This window comes from Penaeicola halotolerans (assembly GCF_016464625.1).
GTDB classification, from domain to species: Bacteria; Bacteroidota; Bacteroidia; order Cytophagales; family Cyclobacteriaceae; genus Penaeicola; species Penaeicola halotolerans.
Genome location: NZ_JAEAGO010000002.1, coordinates 603,775 through 623,096, shown reverse-complemented (window position 1 = coordinate 623,096; position 19,322 = coordinate 603,775). Strand labels below are relative to the sequence as shown.

The 19,322-nt window shown below is 41.7% G+C and carries 16 protein-coding genes; 5 read left to right on the top strand and 11 right to left on the bottom strand.

Annotation, left to right across the window (positions count from 1 at the left end):
• Positions 1-149: 149 nt before the first annotated feature.
• Positions 150-2,774 (top strand): WG repeat-containing protein, encoded by a 2,625-nt coding sequence (locus I5349_RS14280; protein WP_226390030.1) that lies wholly within the window; start codon positions 150-152, stop codon positions 2,772-2,774.
• 148 nt (positions 2,775-2,922) lie between these two features.
• Here the strand turns inward: I5349_RS14280 and mnmC2 are convergent, their stop codons facing one another.
• From mnmC2 to I5349_RS06975, 4 genes are all read right to left on the bottom strand, one after another.
• On the bottom strand, positions 2,923-3,627 hold the full coding sequence (mnmC2, locus tag I5349_RS06990; protein WP_226390029.1) for a tRNA (5-methylaminomethyl-2-thiouridine)(34)-methyltransferase MnmC2: 705 nt from the start codon (positions 3,625-3,627) through the stop codon (positions 2,923-2,925).
• Positions 3,614-4,114, bottom strand: coding sequence for a 2-C-methyl-D-erythritol 2,4-cyclodiphosphate synthase (gene ispF, locus I5349_RS06985; RefSeq protein ID WP_226390028.1), 501 nt, complete (start codon positions 4,112-4,114; stop codon positions 3,614-3,616). The genes mnmC2 and ispF overlap by 14 nt, the downstream gene beginning before the upstream one ends.
• 14 nt (positions 4,115-4,128) lie before the next feature.
• On the bottom strand, positions 4,129-5,382 hold the full coding sequence (locus I5349_RS06980) for a M16 family metallopeptidase (RefSeq protein WP_226390027.1): 1,254 nt from the start codon (positions 5,380-5,382) through the stop codon (positions 4,129-4,131).
• Between the two features lie 149 nt (positions 5,383-5,531).
• Complete coding sequence (locus tag I5349_RS06975; protein ID WP_226390026.1) at positions 5,532-6,053, bottom strand: DUF1648 domain-containing protein; 522 nt, start codon at positions 6,051-6,053, stop codon at positions 5,532-5,534.
• A 114-nt stretch (positions 6,054-6,167) separates the two neighbouring features.
• Here I5349_RS06975 and I5349_RS06970 point away from each other — a divergent pair, with 114 nt between their 5' ends.
• Positions 6,168-8,144, top strand: a complete 1,977-nt coding sequence (locus I5349_RS06970) for an alpha-ketoacid dehydrogenase subunit alpha/beta (RefSeq protein WP_226390156.1) — start codon at positions 6,168-6,170, stop codon at positions 8,142-8,144.
• 77 nt (positions 8,145-8,221) lie between these two features.
• Here I5349_RS06970 and I5349_RS06965 read toward each other — a convergent pair whose 3' ends face one another.
• From I5349_RS06965 to I5349_RS06945, 5 genes are all read right to left on the bottom strand, one after another.
• A complete protein-coding gene (locus tag I5349_RS06965) occupies positions 8,222-8,884 on the bottom strand; it encodes a phosphatidylserine decarboxylase family protein (RefSeq protein ID WP_226390025.1) in 663 nt (220 codons plus the stop codon).
• A 104-nt stretch (positions 8,885-8,988) separates the two neighbouring features.
• Entirely contained in the window at positions 8,989-10,266 is a 1,278-nt protein-coding gene (locus I5349_RS06960; protein ID WP_226390024.1) for a Glu/Leu/Phe/Val family dehydrogenase, read from the bottom strand.
• Between the two features lie 69 nt (positions 10,267-10,335).
• Positions 10,336-11,175, bottom strand: coding sequence for a phosphatidate cytidylyltransferase (locus tag I5349_RS06955; protein WP_226390023.1), 840 nt, complete (start codon positions 11,173-11,175; stop codon positions 10,336-10,338).
• Positions 11,159-11,362 carry a putative signal transducing protein gene (locus I5349_RS06950; protein WP_226390022.1) on the bottom strand — a complete coding sequence of 68 codons (204 nt, stop codon included), beginning with the start codon at positions 11,360-11,362 and terminating at the stop codon, positions 11,159-11,161. The genes I5349_RS06955 and I5349_RS06950 overlap by 17 nt, the downstream gene beginning before the upstream one ends.
• Positions 11,359-12,294, bottom strand: coding sequence for a CPBP family intramembrane glutamic endopeptidase (locus I5349_RS06945; protein ID WP_226390021.1), 936 nt, complete (start codon positions 12,292-12,294; stop codon positions 11,359-11,361). The genes I5349_RS06950 and I5349_RS06945 overlap by 4 nt, the downstream gene beginning before the upstream one ends.
• A gap of 38 nt (positions 12,295-12,332) precedes the next feature.
• Between I5349_RS06945 and dusB the strand changes: the two genes are divergently transcribed.
• On the top strand, positions 12,333-13,328 hold the full coding sequence (dusB, locus tag I5349_RS06940; protein WP_226390020.1) for a tRNA dihydrouridine synthase DusB: 996 nt from the start codon (positions 12,333-12,335) through the stop codon (positions 13,326-13,328).
• A gap of 9 nt (positions 13,329-13,337) precedes the next feature.
• On the top strand, positions 13,338-14,240 hold the full coding sequence (locus I5349_RS06935) for a DMT family transporter (RefSeq protein ID WP_226390019.1): 903 nt from the start codon (positions 13,338-13,340) through the stop codon (positions 14,238-14,240).
• Between the two features lie 3 nt (positions 14,241-14,243).
• Here I5349_RS06935 and I5349_RS06930 read toward each other — a convergent pair whose 3' ends face one another.
• Entirely contained in the window at positions 14,244-15,083 is an 840-nt protein-coding gene (locus I5349_RS06930) for a hypothetical protein (protein WP_226390018.1), read from the bottom strand.
• A gap of 138 nt (positions 15,084-15,221) precedes the next feature.
• Entirely contained in the window at positions 15,222-16,676 is a 1,455-nt protein-coding gene (locus tag I5349_RS06925) for a M20/M25/M40 family metallo-hydrolase (RefSeq protein ID WP_226390017.1), read from the bottom strand.
• Between the two features lie 233 nt (positions 16,677-16,909).
• On the opposite strand from I5349_RS06925, the gene I5349_RS06920 reads away from it, so the two are divergent.
• Positions 16,910-19,279 carry a S9 family peptidase gene (locus tag I5349_RS06920; protein ID WP_226390016.1) on the top strand — a complete coding sequence of 790 codons (2,370 nt, stop codon included), beginning with the start codon at positions 16,910-16,912 and terminating at the stop codon, positions 19,277-19,279.
• The last annotated feature ends 43 nt before the right edge of the window (positions 19,280-19,322 follow it).

Genomic DNA, 19,322 nt, shown 5'->3' with positions numbered 1-19,322 from the left:
CAAAAAACTAAAAGAACGATTTGACCTACAAAGGATTTTGATGGGCGGTGGACTGAAACATCAAGACAATTTATTCCTGTTTTCTAAGTCCTTTCGATTATTTTTGGGAATAGTAATTGCCTATTCTTTTTTCTAAAAACAATATCATCGTGCAGCGCAAAGTTTACTTGATCATTTTTTATCTACTCCTGATGAGCAGTTTGGCGATGGCCCAAATGGCCAATCCTAAAAAAGGGCTCAAACAAATCGTAAAACAGGACTATGAAAAACTAGACAAATACTTGGATAAGTCTATCTCAAAAAATCCATATAATCCTTCGGCTTATTATCTAAAGGCACTCGTACAAACCGATACGAGTTACTACGGTTTTGATTTAGTCCAAAGCAATGAAAGCATCTTATACGCAATCGATCTGATGGATTCGATCAGCGAAAAAGATATCAATAAGCTTGCTAAACAAAGACTAACACTACCTGTATTGGAAGATCTAAAGGCCGTCATTGATAGCTTGAATTTCGAAGTGGCGCAAGACATCCACACTGTGGATAGTTATCAAGACTTCATAGATCGTCACCGAGCTCCGCAGCAACTAGAAGAAGCGATCTCAGCTCGCAATGCCTTGGCTTTTTCAGCAGCCGCTCAGGCAGATACTTATCAGAGTTACAAAGCCTTCATGGATCGGTACCCTGATGCTGATGAATACCAAGAAGCCGAGTCTCGCTATGAAAAACTCCTTTTTGACAATCAAATCGCTGATAGGAGATTAGAAAGTTATGAGGCTTTTTTGAAACAGTATCCTAATACTCCTTATAGAAAGGAGGCTGAAAAAAATATTTTAGAAATCAAGCTATCTGCCAATGATCCTCAAGCCATGCTTGATTTCATCCAGCAGTATCCTCAGAGTGTATGGAAGCGAAAAGCCCAAGATATCGCTTATCACAGCTTATTGGCCAAAGATCCAGAAGCTAAGTTCCTCTCTATGCCAGCTTTTGCCAGTGTACGTGACTCTTTGCAAAACAGTCTCGATCTGACCCAAGGCTTCTTACTGATCAATTATGAAAAGGGAGCTTATGGCTTCATGGATCAGTCAGGCAGAACTGTACTAGAAAACCAATTCAAGGAGATCTTCGAAGACTATAAGTGTGACAAAATAGTAGATGACTTCCTACTCACAGGAGATCGCAGAGATGCCTATGAAATCAGAGATAGAGATGGCCGCGTGATATATGCTGGGCCTGTCATAGATGCGGAAGATCTAGGCTATGGCTTGATCAAGATACGTGAAAAAAACGCTTGGGGAGTCATCCATAAATCAGGTTACCGCATCTTAGAAAGTAGCTATTCAGAGATTGAATTGATACACCCTAGCTTATTTAGAGTAGTCAAAAATGGTCAAGTAGGCTTGCATGCTTTCTCAGGCAGAGAGATCTATCCTCCTCAGTTCGATGATATCTTAGTACGTTCTGATTTCGTCATTTTCGAGCGTGCAGGACGCATAGCTGTCACCAATGTGTCACAATTACTCTCTATCGTCAACCAAGCGACTATCAAACTAACTTTTAGCTTTGAAGATTTCGAGCTTTTGAGCCCACAATTCTTACAAGTATTTGACCAAGATAGAGAAGGAGTACTAGATGCCAACTTACAAGAAGAAATACCCATAGCAGACCATCTGATCTATCCTATTGCTAAAGGTTGGATCATTCGAGAAGGAGACCGATACTTCGTAGATCATGAGGATATGATCAACCTCAGAAGTAAGCCCTACGAGCAGTTGGTGAGGAATAAAAACTGGCTCGGACTAAAATCAGAAGGGAAGTGGACGCTCTTAGATCAGCAAGGAAGCATGTTTCCACAGTTTGACTATGACTCTTTGCAGATGCTTGGTGAACAGCTGGTAATTTTACACAAAGCAGATAGCACTTTCGGTTTTTTTGAAAAAGGAGTCAAAGCATCTCTAACAGGCAATATCAATTATCAAATCGCCAATACACAGGGTGTCTCAGGCGGAGATATCCTAGTCGCTACTAATGTGAAAGGATTCAAAAGAGTCTTCAATCAGTTTGGCAGACAAATCATCGCTGGTGAATATAGCCAAGTCACTGCTATCGGAGGCAATCTACTCGTATTGGACAAGCAAAATAAAAAAGCCTTGATAGATTCTACTGGTAAGACCCTGCTTCCTCTAAAATATGATGGCATTGGTAAGTTAGAGAAAGGAATCATCCCGATTTTCCTAAAAGGAAAGTTTGGCGCCTATCACCTTGCCAGTGGAAAGATCATAGAACCAGCCTATGATGGTAACCCAGAAGCCATCAGTGAACAGGTCATTGCTGTCAATAAAGGTGGAAAAATAGGATTGATCGATCCTGATGGCAAAAAAATAGCCGACTTTGAATTCAGCGAAATCAAAACTTGGAATGATAGCACAGTGCTCGCAAAGACCAGTGATTCATGGCTGATCTTTGATCTAAAGACTGGCCAAAAGCGCTATGAAGGCATTGAAAACATTTCATTTGTCAAGGATAAAAAAGAAAAGCTGATCATCTTCTATAAAAATCGATTTTATGGCGTACTGAGCAATGTCAGAGGTGAGCTGATCGAGCCTACCTACAATGATATATTTAACATAGGCTCTGAAGAAGAACCCGTTTTCTTTGCAGAAAAGAGAATCGAAGGACTGTATGTCGTGCTCTATCTCAACTACTTAGGAGAACGAATGGCCTATAAAACATATACACAAGAGGATTATGATAAAATACTTTGTGACTAACAAAGGCTTATTTTATTCATCTAATCATAACAAATAGGACACAATACATTGATGTTGGAGGGATATCTTTGAGAGAGTAGTAAACCATTTTTTCAAAGACCCTTTGACCCGTTACAGCGTTCTGATTGACCCTCAGGACGCTATTTTTTTATATGGTCTTCACAGCTGTTAGCATTTCCTTTTTACCTGGGGGGCCTTGCACTTTACTTACTTGGAGATGAGCCGCTTCTAGATTTCTCTTTAGCTGGCCTTGTGCACTATATGTAGTGAAAATACCTCCTGACTTCATTGCTGTTGCTACCTTTTCAAGAATCTCCACTGACCAGAGTTCGGGCTGCTTTCGTGGAGCGAAGGCATCATAAAATACCACATCATAAACATCCGACTCGAAAGGATAAGTAAGCAGATCACCTTTGGTCTTATGCAAGGTAAAGTAGGGACTAATCTCGGCATCTGCTTCCCAAGGCGCTTCATGCATGGTTAAAAAATTCGCGCTGTATTTTTCGAAGCTAGGATCCATAGCCGTGTAATTCAGTTCCTTGTAAAATTTTTCCTCCAAGAGAAAAGCTTCTATGCTATGAAAATGAACTTTGACTTGATGCGTATCTGCATACTCAAGCGCTAGCAGTGCATTGAGCCCTGTACCAAAGCCTACCTCAAATACTACTATCTCCTTCTGCTCAGGATGTTGCTCATGATAGGCAGCCAATCCACATTTGATGTAGACATGTATAGACTCTCTCCATGCTCCATGAAATGAGTGGTAGGTTTCATTGAGATGCGGAAGATAGAGTGAATGCGATCCATCTTCCGTAGTGATTATTTTTATCGATTGAGGATCAATTGCGCTCATGATTTGGCTCGACTTTGTATATCAAGGCCACGCAGTAAGCAGATACTCCCTCTTGTCTTCCTACAAATCCCAACTGCTCCGTAGTAGTCGCTTTGATAGAAATGTCCTGAACAGCTACTGCCATGACATCCGATAAGACTTGCTTCATCTCTTCGATATGTGGATTTACCTTAGGGAGCTGTAGACAAATAGTCGTATCGATATTGCCCACTTCATAGTGGTGCTTTCTGAGTAGTGCCATCACCTCTTTGAGGAGTATTTTGCTGTCAATGCCTTTATATTTAGGATCTTTATCAGAAAAGTGATAGCCAATATCTCGAAGATTAGCCGCTCCTAATAGTGCGTCACAGATGACATGAATAAGCACATCTGCATCTGAGTGACCTACGGCACCTTTGGTATGAGGCACTTTGATGCCCCCGAGCCAAAAGTCCTTTCCCTCCACCAACTGGTGCACATCATAGCCAAATCCTATTCTAAAATTCATATCGTTCAAGTTGATTAGATTACCTCTACTGTCTTCTGTGCATTGTAGTAGAGCACTGAGCAGTTTTCTTCTATAAGTATTTCTTTGGCCAGTCTATTGACATCCGCTACCGTGACAGCATTGATGAGCTGCGGCTCTTCATTGACCAAGTTAGGCCTACCCATGGCGGCTGCTATGGCCAAGTTCATGGCTCGATTGAGTAACTCCACTTCTCCAAACTGCAAGGCTGCTTCCGCTTGATTTTGAGTTTTTTCAAGCTCTTCTTTTTGGATGCCTTCTTCTCGCATTTTTTGAATGACTTCCCATACAGCCTTCTCAGCGGCTACCGTATCAAAGCCATCATTGAGCTTACCAGAAATCACCAATAACCCTGGATCTACACTTCCTGTGATATAGGCACTGATCGAGTTGAATACGCGCTTTTCTTTGACAAGCTCTTTAAAAAGCCTAGAAGACTTCCCTCTGCCGAGTACCTCACTCATCAGATCCGTAGCATAATAGTCTGCATCTAGTCTACCACACATATGAAAAGTCATGTAAAGTGCATCCGAAGGTACCTCTGCCGATACTTCTAGGATTCTCTTTTTATTTTGCTTTGGTTCTTTCGGCCAGTTTTTAGATGATAATTTACCAGCAGGTATGCCACCAAACCATTTTTCTGTGAGTCGTTTTGCCTCCTCTAGTGTGACATCTCCAGCGATCACTAAGTAGGCATTGTTAGGTATATAGTGCGTTTTGAAAAAGGACTTGACATCTTCCATCGTAGCCTCTTCTATATGACTGATCTCTTTGCCGATAGTAGCCCATCGATAAGGATGCTCTTGATAAGCCAAAGGTCTCAATTTAAGCCATACATCACCATAGGGTTGGTTGAGATAGCGCTGCTTAAACTCCTCTATGACCACCTTGCGCTGTACTTCTAGTACCTCTGGGTCAAAGGAGAGACTTAGCATGCGGTCAGACTCCAACCAGAATGCAGTCTCTAAATTTGCAGCTGGTAAAGTGATATAATAGTTAGTGATATCATTATTGGTAAAAGCATTATTTTCTCCTCCTACCAACTGTAGTGGTTCGTCAAAGCTAGGTACATTGACCGAGCCTCCAAACATCAGGTGTTCAAACAAATGTGCAAATCCAGTCTTATCTGCCAACTCATCTCTCGCCCCTACATTGTATAATAAATTGAGAACAGCCATCGGAGTACTATGATCCTCATGGACATAGACTTTAAGGCCATTGGCCAATTCAAAATGCTCAAATTTTATCATGAAAAGACTTTTATTTAAAACTTAAAATTAAGGCTTTAGCTCGGATATTAACATCCGAACAAGCAGAAAAAATCCTGAGTCAATAGACTCTTTACTCAAAAAGTATCCGATAAAAATTCTACAACAATAATCACAATCAATATAAACCCTTACTTGCTAGTCAATGAACTGATCCGAACTAACAAAGTAACAAGTAAGATCATGTCAAGTACAATAAACCCGAAGATTAAAAACATGGTAGAAATCTCTGTCATTCCTTCTATCAAAAAAGCAAACTGATTATAAAGCAAGGCGCTAAAAAGTATCAATAAAACTAAGCGCATCAGCCGCATAAAACTTCTTAAGATTAGTCGGGCTTTGATCAAGTTTTCACCTGTGATTTCTCCAGGCATATTGACGCGCATCTTAGGAGCGAAATAGATCAATGCGCTAAATAGCAAAAAGATAAATATAGAGACAATAGTGAGAACATTCATCTCAGAGGCATCCCCAAACCGATCTGGTTCACCCTTAAGATTGAAGTGTACTGGCACTGTCTCACCATCTGCCATCACTTGGTACTGCCATGCATAGTATAGAAAAATGAGCAAGCAAAACCAAGAGACTATCTCCCAGAGATAATCTTGGAATTTGAATAAAAAAGGATTGGATGTCACATTTTCTGTAGCCATAGATAAAGATACTAAACAGTAAGAAAGAAATGAAAAAAATTATTTCAGCGGTCAGACTTGTGGCTTGTGGATAGATTGGTAAATTCAAATCGGAATCTAACCCAAGCACCTATGATGACTTTTGATCGCAAGCAGTACGATGATCAGACACTCCTGAAACTTTATGAAGCACTTCTGATGCCTCGCTTGATAGAGGAGAAGATGCTCATTTTGCTCAGGCAAGGCAAAATCAGCAAATGGTTTAGTGGCTGGGGACAAGAAGCTATATCCATAGGCTCTGTACTAGCGCTAGCACCTGATGAGTACATCTTACCCATGCATCGAAACCTCGGAGTATTCACAGGTAGAGGGCTTCCACTAGCGCGGCTTTTTGCACAGTTTCAGGGTAAAAAATCAGGTTTCACTAAAGGGCGTGATCGCTCGTTTCACTTTGGTGCGGCCGATTATCATGTCGTAGGGATGATCTCACACCTAGGTCCTCAACTAGCCATTGCAGACGGAATAGCTTTAGCACATAAGCTGGCTAAAGAGCAAAAAATATCACTCGTCTTCACGGGTGATGGAGCAAGTTCTGAGGGAGATTTTCATGAAGGTGTGAATGTCGCTGCTGTATGGCAACTACCCGTAATCTTCGTAGTAGAAAATAATGGCTACGGACTCTCTACTCCACATCAAGAGCAGTATAGATTCAAGCAGTTTATAGACAAAGGACCTGGCTACGGGATCGAAACCATACAAGTCGATGGCAATAATGTCTTGGCCATGTATGACTGTATCAAAACGCTGGCAGAAGACTTACGCCAAAATCCAAGACCTATCTTAGTGGAAGCGATCACCTTCAGGATGCGTGGACATGAAGAGGCCTCTGGTACCAAGTACGTTCCTCCACACCTCTTTGAAGAGTGGGCAAAAAAAGATCCAGTAGAAAACTTCGAGAATTACCTACTAAAAGAGCAGGTAATCACTTCAGCTACTAAGGATAAGATTAGGCAAGGAATCAAAAAAGAAATAGAGGCTGGACTCAAAATCGCCTTTGAAGAAGAGCCAATCACGCCTTATACAGCAGAAGAAGTCGCAGACCTTTTTTACCCTTTTGATCAAAAGGTAATCACTCCTGCTACAGATAAAAAATCTAACAAAAGATTCATAGACGCGATATCTGATAGTCTTCACCAAAATATGGAGCGGCATGATAAGCTGATCCTCATGGGACAAGACATCGCAGAGTATGGTGGGGCATTTAAAATCACAGAAGGATTTGTTGGGAAATATGGGAGAGATCGCGTGCGTAATACGCCTCTATGCGAATCTGCGATCATCGGCGCAGCTCTAGGGCTTTCTATCAAAGGATACAAGTCAATGGTCGAAATGCAATTTGCGGACTTTGTCACTTGTGGCTTTAATCAAATCATCAATAACCTAGCAAAAATCCACTATCGCTGGGGACAAAATGCAGATGTAGTCGTCAGAATGCCCACAGGAGCAGGTGTAGCTGCTGGGCCATTTCACTCTCAGTCCAATGAGGCTTGGTTTTTTCATACACCTGGACTCAAGATCGTCTATCCGTCTAACCCATATGATGCCAAAGGACTACTCAATGCAGCTCTTGAAGATCCTAACCCATATCTCTACTTTGAACACAAAGCACTCTACAGAGCGATCAGTGAGGATATCCCTGATGACTACTACACTGTAGAAATCGGTAAAGCTAACCTTGCAGTCGCTGGCTCCGATGTGAGTATCATCACTTATGGTATGGGCGTTCACTGGGCAAAACAAGCAGTGGAAGAACTCCAAATATCGGCAGACATCCTAGATTTACGAACGCTTCTTCCATGGGACAAAGAAGCCGTAAAAGCTACAGTGGCCAAAACTGGAAAAGTACTCATCCTTCATGAAGACTGTCTCACGGGAGGGATCGGTGCAGAAATAGCCGCTTGGATAAGTGAACATTGTTTCGAGCTACTAGATGCACCTGTGATGAGAGAAGCCTCACTCGATACACCCGTTCCTTTTGCGCCTAGCTTAGAACAAAACTTCCTTCCAAAGGCACGTTTTAAAATGAAGCTACAGCAACTCCTAGATTATTAAATGCTAGTCGATCATAAAAGAAAAAGGCAATCCATCAGTTGATAGATTGCCTTTTTCGATGTATAAATTTGGATAAATTACTGATTTAGCTTAGCGATGACAGTGCGCCCACCTTTCGTTTTTTGCTGCAAATCAACAGTGATCTCTGCATCCAGTGGGAGGTAGATATCTACTCTTGAGCCAAACTTGATAAAGCCAAACTCACCACCTTGAGGAAGCAAGTCTCCCTCTTTGACATACCACTTGATCCGCTTAGCCAAAGCACCTGCTACTTGTCTTAAAAGCAACTCAGTCTTTTGAGCAGTTTCGATCACCATCGTAGTACGCTCATTTTCAGTACTTGACTTTGGGTGCCATGCCACTAGGTATTTACCCGGATGGTATTTGAAGTATTTTACTTGACCTGTCACAGGGCTTTTATTGACATGGACGTTGATTGGAGACATGAAGATTGACACTTGCTTACGCTTGCCTTGAAAATATTCTGTTTCTTCTGTCTCTTCTATGACTACTACCTTGCCATCTGCGGGTGCATACACTAAGTTAGGATCTTGAGGTGTATTGACATAAGGCACTCTAAAGAACTGCAAAATGATCAGATAAAATAATATACTGACCAATAGCACTACTTTAGATAAAGTGTCTTCTCCAGGAAAAAAGTAATTGACCAGACCATTAATGACTGTCAAGACGATGAGTAAGACAAAAAGCAATGTGTGACCTTCTCTGTGTATTTTCATGTTTTTATGTTTTGTTTCAAATCAGCAGCTTTGCCACTGAACCAAAAGTAAAAAAGGTGTGCTCTCACGAACACACCTTCAAATTTAACAAATATGTTCGAGTATTAGAATCCTCCTCTGAACTTATACGTCTTGGCTACCTTATCGATAGCTACTATGTAAGCAGCAATTCTCAATGGAACATCATATTGCTGTGCAGCTTTGTAGACATTCTGGAAAGCATCCTTCATGATCCTATCAGATCTTCTGTTGACCCTTTCTGCAGTCCACTTGTAGCCCAGTCTGTTTTGTACCCACTCAAAGTAAGACACTGTCACTCCTCCAGCATTGGCCAAGATATCAGGTACTGACATCACACCTTTGTCTACAAGGATTTGATCTGCCTTAGCTGAAGTAGGTCCATTGGCACCTTCTACGATCAGCTTAGCTTTGATCTTATCCGCATTGGCGGTAGTGATCACATCTTCTACTGCTGCAGGTACGAGTACATCTACATCTAGTTCGAGTAGCTCGCCTGGCGTGCTGAGTTTTTCAGCACCTTTGTACCCTTCAAGTGTTCCTTTATTATTATCTCTATAAGCGATCGCTTCTTGGATATTGATACCATTGCTATTATGATAAGCACCAGAGATATCTGATATCGCTACGACTTTAAGTCCTCTCTCTTCAAGCAAGATCGCTGCCCAAGAACCTACGTTTCCGAAGCCTTGTACCGCACATGTAGCTTGATAAGGGTTGATTTTTAATTTTTCCATAGCCGCAAGTGCAGAAACCATCACCCCTCTACCTGTAGCTTCTGTACGACCGAGAGATCCTCCCAATACAAGTGGCTTACCCGTCACTACTGCATTGACAGTCATCCCATGTGACTTAGAGTATTCGTCCATGAGCCAAGCCATCTCACGAGGTCCTGTACCCATATCAGGCGCTGGGATATCCTTATCCGGGCCAAACACATCAATCATGGCTAGGGTATAAGCTCTCATGAGTCGCTCGATTTCACCCGCTGACATTTCACGAGGATTACATCTTACGCCCCCTTTACCACCACCATAAGGGATATCTACTACAGCACATTTCCATGTCATCCATGCAGCGAGAGCCCTCACCTCATCGAGGTGTACATCAGGCGCAAATCTGATCCCACCTTTGGCAGGACCTAAGATATTAGAGTGGATCACTCTAATGCCTTCAAACACTTCTATCTTACCATTGTCCATGGTGATAGGAAGTGATACGATAACTTGTTTTGCTGGATTTTTGAGTACGTTATACACTTGCTCTTCAAGCCCTAGCTTTTCAGCAGCAATGTTAAACCTCGACATCATTGACTCCAGTGGATTTTCTCTATCCTTGATCGGAGCAGGTTCTATATAAGCCATATTGGGTTATGTTGTAGTACTAAATTTAATGCAATATTAGTTCTTTTTATTCTATTACGGAGTTCCCTTTTAAAAGATTTTAAGAAAGGCAGTAATAAAGGGTGAAGCTAATAAAAGACCATCAAAACGGTCTAAAAAGCCCCCATGCCCTGGTATACTTTGGCCTGAATCTTTGATTTCTATGCTTCTTTTGAACAGTGACTCTACCAAGTCTCCATACGTACCCGCGATGATGATGATCGTAGTGATGATCATCCACTGAGTGACGTCTAGTATGGTAAACTTACTCGCCAACACAAGTGCCACACCAAATGAGGTGATCGCACCACCTACACTTCCTTCCCAAGACTTTTTAGGAGAGATTCGTTCAAACAGCTTAGTCTTACCAAATCTCGTGCCTGCAAAATATGCTCCAGAGTCACTTGCCCAAAGGATAAAGAGCGTTCCTAATATGATCTCATATTGAAATATTCCATTGACAGAAAATGCCGCTACATTGAGCAAAGCAAACGGAATCCCTACATAAAATATTCCTAGAAAGGTAAATGCAATACTCGTAAAAGGTTTCTTGTCTGACTTTTTATACAGCTTGATAAAGAAAATAATAGATACCAATGGAAAAATCAGAAAGTAGTAGCTATCTGGTAGGTGCTTGAGCTCCACTAAATAAGACATGGTGAAGATCACACAGCCTAGTATCGTACCTACAGTCTTGAGCGGAAGCATCCCATCAAGACCTACAAGCTTGTAAAATTCCAACTGAGCCAACATACAGATCACAAAAAATATCGCAAAGTAAAGCCACTGATCATAGATAGTCCCTGCTATCAAGATAGACCCTCCGATGATGGCGGCTATGACGCGCTGTGCTAGGTTACTATAATTATTGATATTAAAACGTGATCTCATTTTCTACAATTTTCAAAGCAAGCATGACCTGCTCTTGACTGACATGTACTTCTAAGTAACCTAACTTATAAAAAGAATCCTGCTTATTAACCAAAACTGCCGCTATCCCATGAGATTCTAGCACGCCCTTCACGATCTCTGCATGTACAGAAGAGGGAGAAGTGAAGACGGATTGCCAATTGCTCATGATACCGCTTGGTTAGATGGATGAGTTTTTTTGAATAAATAGATAAAATAAATCGACAAGCCAAGGGCAAATAGCGAGAAGTAAACATTGACTACATCAGTACCTTCTGCCAATTCAGGATCTATTATTTCCAATTGTGCTAAATAAGCCATTGATAGTGAAAAAGCATTGTTGAAGAAGTGAGCCAACATGGGTATGACCAAAGATCCACTATAATGGTATAAATATCCGAATGCTGCACCAAGTAGAATCCTCGGAATCACTCCATAAAACTGCATGTGTATTAAGCCAAATATAATTGCTGCTAGCCAAATACCCACATGATGACTTTTAGTAGCCTTGATCAGTAGGGGCTGCATCACTCCTCTGAATAGCAACTCCTCTCCAATACCAGGAATCACCGCCACCACAAAGATCCCTACCAAAAACATCCCAAAGCCATCGAAAGTCGTGAGCATTTTGGTCAACTCTGCTAGCTGATCTTCTTGCGCTCTGGCCCAAGACTCAAATGGCTCAGGGAAAGTCAAGTTCATATTGAATTCAATGATCGAAGAGATCCCGATGATAAAAACAAACATGATCGGTATCGTCATCACTAGCTGTTTGGTTGAAGTCACCTTGAAGGGAAGCAGTTCTTTGACCTTTGCTTTATCCAATACCCATAAGTAGATCAAAGGCCCTACGATAAATCCTCCAATCGCTGAAATAGCTTGCAAGAGGTACATCACTTCTAGCATTTTCTCACCACTAGACGCCCCCTGCATCATACCGATCATCTCATCCATAGGCACTCCAAAGATCAGTGGAGCTAAGACAAAAGCGATAGATTGGAAGATAACTAGACAGCCAAAGGAGACAAGGATGAGTAAAAAAAATGAAAACCAGGGATTTCTGTTTTCAGATATTTTGTTGGCGATTACGTGTTTGTCCATAATTGACAGTAAATTTACAGCAAAATTTCAAAATACAGGTGGTAAAGATAGGAAACTTAGAATTGGGTGAATTTCCCCTATTACTCGCTCCGATGGAGGACGTCAGTGATCCGCCATTTAGAGCAGTATGTAAGGAAAATGGGGCAGATTTGATGTACACAGAGTTTATCGCAGCAGACGGACTGATCCGCCATGCTGATAAAAGTGTGCAAAAACTCGATATCTATGACTATGAGCGTCCTATCGGCATCCAGATCTTTGGCAATGAAATAGAGTCTATGCGAGAAGCAGCTGCTATAGCTGAAGCAGCAGGACCAGAGATACTTGACATCAACTATGGCTGTCCTGTAAACAAAGTAGCCTGTAAAGGTGCAGGCGCAGGCATCCTTCTAGATATCGATAAGATGGTGAGAATGACTGCTGAAATCGTCAAGCGTGTCAATATACCAGTGACAGTAAAAACACGCTTAGGCTGGGACGAAAATACTATCCGCATCGTAGAAGTGGTTCGCAGGCTCCAAGATGTAGGTATCCAAGCTATCAGCATTCACGCCCGTACACGCAAGCAAATGTACAAAGGTGAAGCTGACTGGTCCTATCTAGCCGAAGTCAAAAACTGTCAAGATATCCACATCCCCGTGTTTGGCAATGGAGATATCGACAGCCCCCAAAAAGCTAAAGAATATAGAGACAAATATGGCGTAGATGGTATGATGATCGGTCGTGCTGCGATAGGTTACCCATGGATATTTAATGAGATCAAGCATCACTTCGCTACTGGAGAACTTCTCCCTGGCCCAGACCTAAAAGAGCGTATCAAAGTAGCCAAAAAGCACTTTGACTTCTCAGTAGAATGGAAGGGTGAAAAACTAGGGATCTTAGAAATGAGAAGACACTATACCAATTACTTTAGAGGAATTCCTAATTTCAAACCTTATAGAATGCGCCTAGTAGAAGCGCTGACTATCGAAGATGTTTACCAGACTTTGGCCGAGATAGAGGAGGTTTTTTCAGGAGTATACACAGCAGAATAATTAAGAAAAATGCAGGATACTAGCTCCTCAAAGGAAAGTCTCCAAGGTTGGGGACTTTTGATTTTACTAGCTCTGATCTGGGGTAGTTCGTTTATTTTGATCAAAAGAGGCTTGCTCGTCTACTCTCCAGGAGAAGTAGGTGGGTTGAGGATACTCGCTGCAGCTGTAGTTCTACTGCCTTTTTCACTGCCCAAACTAAAAAATCTAAGTCTTAAGGATTGGAAAAACCTTTTTGTCATAGGGCTTGTAGGTAGTTTCTTTCCTGCATTTCTTTTTGCTAAAGCGCAGACCCAACTCAACAGCTCTTTGACAGGGGTGCTCAATGCCCTCACTCCGATGTTTGTGATCATCATGGGAGCTATATTTTTCAAAGCACGCATCACACAGCGCAACGCGATAGGACTTATGATTGCATTTATAGGGGTGACTTTACTTATATTAGTCAAGCCAGGGAGCAACCTGATGGACTTAGGTGATATCAATAGCTATGCTTTCTATGTACTATTAGCCACCATTTGCTATGGTCTCAACTTGAACCTGATCAAATACTTCTTAGTCAATATCAAACCACTTGATATCACGTCCATTTCTTTAGCACTCGTTTTACCATTTGCAGCGGGATATTTGCTTATGGGTACAGACTTTTCTTTCAAACTGATCCATGCCGAAGGTGGACTGAGAGCAGCAGGATTTATCGTGCTTTTAGGTGTAATGGGGACAGCCATAGCCCTGATTTTATTCAATAAGATCGTAAAAGTCACTACTCCTGTATTTGCAAGCAGCGTGACTTACTTGATCCCCATAGTAGCGATCATGTGGGGAATATTTGATGGTGAACGTATCCTATTTGGACATTATGTAGGAATGGCTGCTATCGTTTTTGGGGTGTGGCTTGGTAATAGAAAACGATAAAGATTACTTATTGGAAAGTATAACACTTTCTGGGTGCACAGATTCATGAGGCCCCTCTTCTTCTATAGGCATAACAGCTGTAGCTGATAAAAATACTGGCCATAAATAAGCATAAGTTAATCTACTATGAGGATATGGAGATTGTATGAGGTGCTTGACATGCATGCATACTTGATAGCCTGAGCCATTGACTATTGGCTCACTTAGTGCTACTACTTGACCAGCTAAGACTTCCTGACCTAAATTTACTTTAACAGAACCATCTTTGATCATCTTGAGCGTAGTGATAGCACCATCACCATGAAGAATGTCTATGCTGTTTACCTCTTGAAGACATAAGCCATGTTCACATGGGGTAGCTGAGGTGATTCCCACAACTTTTCCAGCTCGAGGAGCACAGACTGCTACTTCTTCTTCGAAAACAAAACGAATGGTCTTTTCTTGGTAAAGGTCATCGAGATCAATATTTCGAATGTCTTGTGCCTTTGCTTTGACCCCTTCAGGATAGGGCAGCAAATAAACAAACTCGCTATCTGGAGATTGGCTGTAATCGCCTAACCAAAACTGATGGCGAAAACTCAATTTGTCTGGTTCACCAGCCTGCAGCTTGGTCAATTGTGCAAGCTTAACAATTCCTGGCTTGATCACTTGGACCCCTACTGAATCTGAAGATAAATTTTGGAGGGTATCAAAATCAAAAACAATTGTATAAACACAATCGGTAGTGTTTTCACAAAAAATATTAATCGACTCATCTGAAGCCCTTTCAGTATAAACTCTGATTTGACCTTTTGCTGATAAGCAAAAAAGTAATGCGACAGAAGTCGCAAGTATTATCTTCATTTTTAGGTTGGGACTGTCTCGTTAGATTTATAATGATATTAAATAAAAATTAAAGTATAAAACCTTTTGTGTAAAGTGTGAATAAAAAAATAAAACCTGAGTGATTAACACTCAGGTTTACAGACCGCTAGAGAATCATCACATCCCCCATCTCCAATCTCCTCCAAGCCTAAGCTTGAGCTCCAAGCCCTTTTCTTGCATGAATGTTTTTGTTTCTTCATCCGAAAGCTTAGCAGCAGGCAACTGATCCGCATCAGCTAGCGCATAGAGTACCATCCCACTAAATCGAACATTATTAAGAATATGCTCCTCTACGATCAAGTCAAAGTCATCACAATCTGCATGATAGCAAAGAAAAATATCTGCATTCAAATTACTAATAGGTGACATGGTAGGCACACCTTCTAGCATGAATGGCTGATGATCACTATGTAGCCCTGCGCCAGTTCTGGTTAAATTGCTGTATAGCGAATCGATCCCATTGATTTTTTGACCTACCTCTTTGAAAAAAGCTTCCGCCTCCGTTCTGCCACCTAGATTCATCCCGATAGGGTTTCCGGACATATCTTGGTTGAACATGTATTTCACCTGATCAAGTGTGCCATTAGCCTTAGCCTCTTCGACATATGCTCTTGAGCCGAGCAGTCCTTGCTCTTCACCCATAAACATGATAAACTCAATCGTTCTCTTTGGCTTCAGACCTAACTGCTTAAATGATCTCGCCATATCCATGATCGCGAAAGTTCCCAATCCATTATCAGTAGCACCAGTGGCCAAATCCCAGCTGTCTAGGTGACCTCCGATGATGATTTTCTCCTCTGGAAGTTCCGATCCTTTGATCGTAGCGATGACATTTCTAGCTTTTATCGGAGCAGAAGTATTTGTCATCTGTACTCGAGCAAATTGCTTTTGAGCTTTCATTTTTTCACGTAGTGCTATGCCATCCTCATAGCCAATACATACTGCAGGGATAGGAATAAGATCCCCATCCACAGAAGCAGTACCCGTGAGGAGTACTTTATCCTTTACTTGATTGTAAATGATGATCGCTTTAGCGCCATTGTCTATCGCTAGCTTAGCTTTTTCAGAGCGATGTAGATTGCTTGTACCTTCAGGGCTATCAGGCAGTATGCCTATATAAACCAAAGCGATTTTATCCTTGACGGCCCCAGGCTTAGCTTCATAGTCAGCTTGGATACCATTACCCATATCTACGATCTCTCCCGTCACGTCTGCCTCTACTGGCGAATGTGCCAAACTCACCGATGGTAGATATTCTAGCTTACCTTCGGCACCTATCTGCGTCTCTATAGTGCCTCTTGTCCAGCTTACCACTTCAAATGGCTGATATTTGACATCAAGACCATATGAAGCGAATAGGTTATAAGCATATTCTTCTGCTGCCGCGCCATTGGCTGTACCTGTAAGCCTGTGTCCAATGGTACTTGTAGCATCTTCTAGAGTCTGATAAGCCTTGGAGTTGGCCAATACGTCTTTATTGATTTTGGTCAAGACAGTGTCAAGGTCTTCCTTAGGCGCTTCACAGCCCCAAAGTGCTCCTGCTAGTAGGCAGATACCTAGACTTATCTTCATGTGAGGGTTGGTTTTCATGTCTGTTAAGTGTTATTTATAGAATCCAAATTAGTCAAATCCCCGCAAGTGCAAAAGTTTATTTCCGTGAGAGGTAAATGAGACTCACTCTCTGAGTGTTGAAAAGTCAATCCTCCAAATATATAAGTAGCTAACCACTAAAAGAATATTTAGGCTAGCCGATCTTTTCCTTGAGTATATTCCTGACTTATTGAAATAAATCAAATCAAAAAAATATGAAGCAAATCTTTACTCACAAAAGCTTGACCGCTATCATCCTGCTGCTATTTGTAGCAAGTGGATGGGCGCAGGGACAAGCCAACTTTAAACTCGCTCATAAATTCTCCCCTGAGAACATGCGAAAAATGAGCGGTAGTACTAGTGTCAATGCCAACTGGATCAAAGATACTGATCAGTTTTGGTATGAGTTTGAGACGGGTGATGGTAAAAACTGGTACTTCGTAGATGCTGTAGCTAAAACTAAGCGTGAACTTTTCGATAAGGAATTCATGGCCGCTAAGCTTTCAGAAGCATTCAACAGACCTTTTAATTCTAAAAATCTAGACCTAAAAGGCTTCAAGTATGATACGGATAAGAAGCTTTTCACTTTTCATGTGGATTCTATCGGTTTTACTTATAACCTAAATAATCGTACCCTCATCAAAGGTGACAGCCTAGAGAGAGGCCCAAAAAGAGAATTTTGGGCGAGCTACTCTCCAGACAGTACATGGATAGCCTTTGCTAAAAATCACAATCTCTATCTGATGAAGGCTGGAGATAGTGACAGTGTAGAGTATCAGCTGACAGATGATGGTGAAAAATACTACAGCTATGGCGCAAGTGATAGTGATACAACTACTACCAAGCGTGTAAGAGCTAGAGCCACGTGGTTTAAAGACTCTAAGAAACTGTATGTAAAACGCACTGACTCGCGCAAGGTAGGCGATCTATGGGTCATCAATAGCTATGGCAAAGACAGACCTACACTAGAGACTTATAAGTACCCTATGCCTGGGGAAAAAGACATCCAACAAGAGGAGCTCTTTATCTTTGACGTAGCAGATAAGAGCAAAGTAAAAGTCAATGTAGAAAAGTGGAAAGATCAGTCTCTAGGCGGTGCATACTTTGGCTCAGGAGGAGGATTCTTCATGCCGATGAAAACTTCAGACTATCTTTATTTCATCCGTAGAGATCGTACTTGGTCTAAGATTGAGCTCTGCAAGGCTGACACCAAAACAGGTGAGGTCCAAGTACTCATCGAGGAAGAAAGCAAGCCTTACTTCAATACACGCTATGCGCAAGTCGGCTTGATCAATGAGGGCAAAGAGATCATCTGGTGGTCTGAGCGCACTGGTTGGGGACAACTTTACCTTTATGATGCTAATGGAAAGCTAAAAAATAAAATCACTGATGGCTATTTTGTAGTAGGTGATATTCAGAAGATAGATACCCTCAAGAGGGTGATTTATTACGATGCTTTTGGCAAAGAAAAAGGAATCGACCCATACTACAGCATCCACTACAAAGTAGGATTTGATGGCTCTGGCCAGAAACTACTCACTCCTGAGGACGCTACCCACAGTGCTAACTTTTCTGACAAGAGCAACTTCTTCGTAGACAACTACTCTAGAGTAGATATGATCCCAGAAGCTGTGCTTAGAGACAGCGAAGGTCGCGTGGTCATGAAACTAGAGACTGCTGATGTTAGTAGACTCATGGAGGCTGGCTACCAGATGCCAGAGAAGTTTACCGTGAAGGCTGCTGATGGCGCTACGGATCTCTATGGTGTGATGTGGAAGCCATTTGACTTCGACTCTACTAAGAAGTATCCCGTGATCACCTACGTATATCCAGGGCCTCAAACTGAGCCAGTGCCGCTCAATTTCGTGGGTGCTAGAGGTAGAAATGTGCCGCTTTCTCAGCTTGGATTCATCGTAGTGGCTGTAGGCCAGAGAGGTGGTAGTCCACAGAGATCTAAGTATTACCATACTTATGGCTATGACAACATGAGAGACTATCCGCTAGAGGATAACAAATATGCACTCGAGCAACTCTCTATGAAGCATGACTTCATCGATATAGACAAAGTAGGTATCTTCGGTCACTCTGGAGGTGGATTCATGTCTACTGCTGCACTTTTGACTTATCCTGATTTCTACAAAGTAGCAGTATCATCAGCTGGTAACCATGACAACAATATCTACAACATCTGGTGGGGTGAAGTACACCACGGAGTGAAAGAGGTCAAAAAGAAAGTGAAAAAGAAAAACGAAGAAGGTGTAGAAGAAGAAGTGGAAGAAATCACTTTCAAATCTGAAATCAAAACCAATGCTGAGCTAGTCAAGAACCTCAAAGGTCACTTGCTTCTTGTACATGGAGACATGGATAATAATGTACACCCTGCTAATAGCATGCGTGTAGCAGATGCTTTAGTGAAGGCTGGTAAACGTTTTGACATGTTCATCATGCCTGGAAGAAGGCATGGATTTGCACAGTACCAGCAGTACTTTGATACGATGATGTGGTACTACTTTGCAGAGCACCTATTGGGTGACTATCGCAGAGGAGTAGACATGGACTTGTATGACAAAAATGAATTTGAGTAAACAACAACCATAGATTAAATGAAGCAAAAAACCCGAGACATTT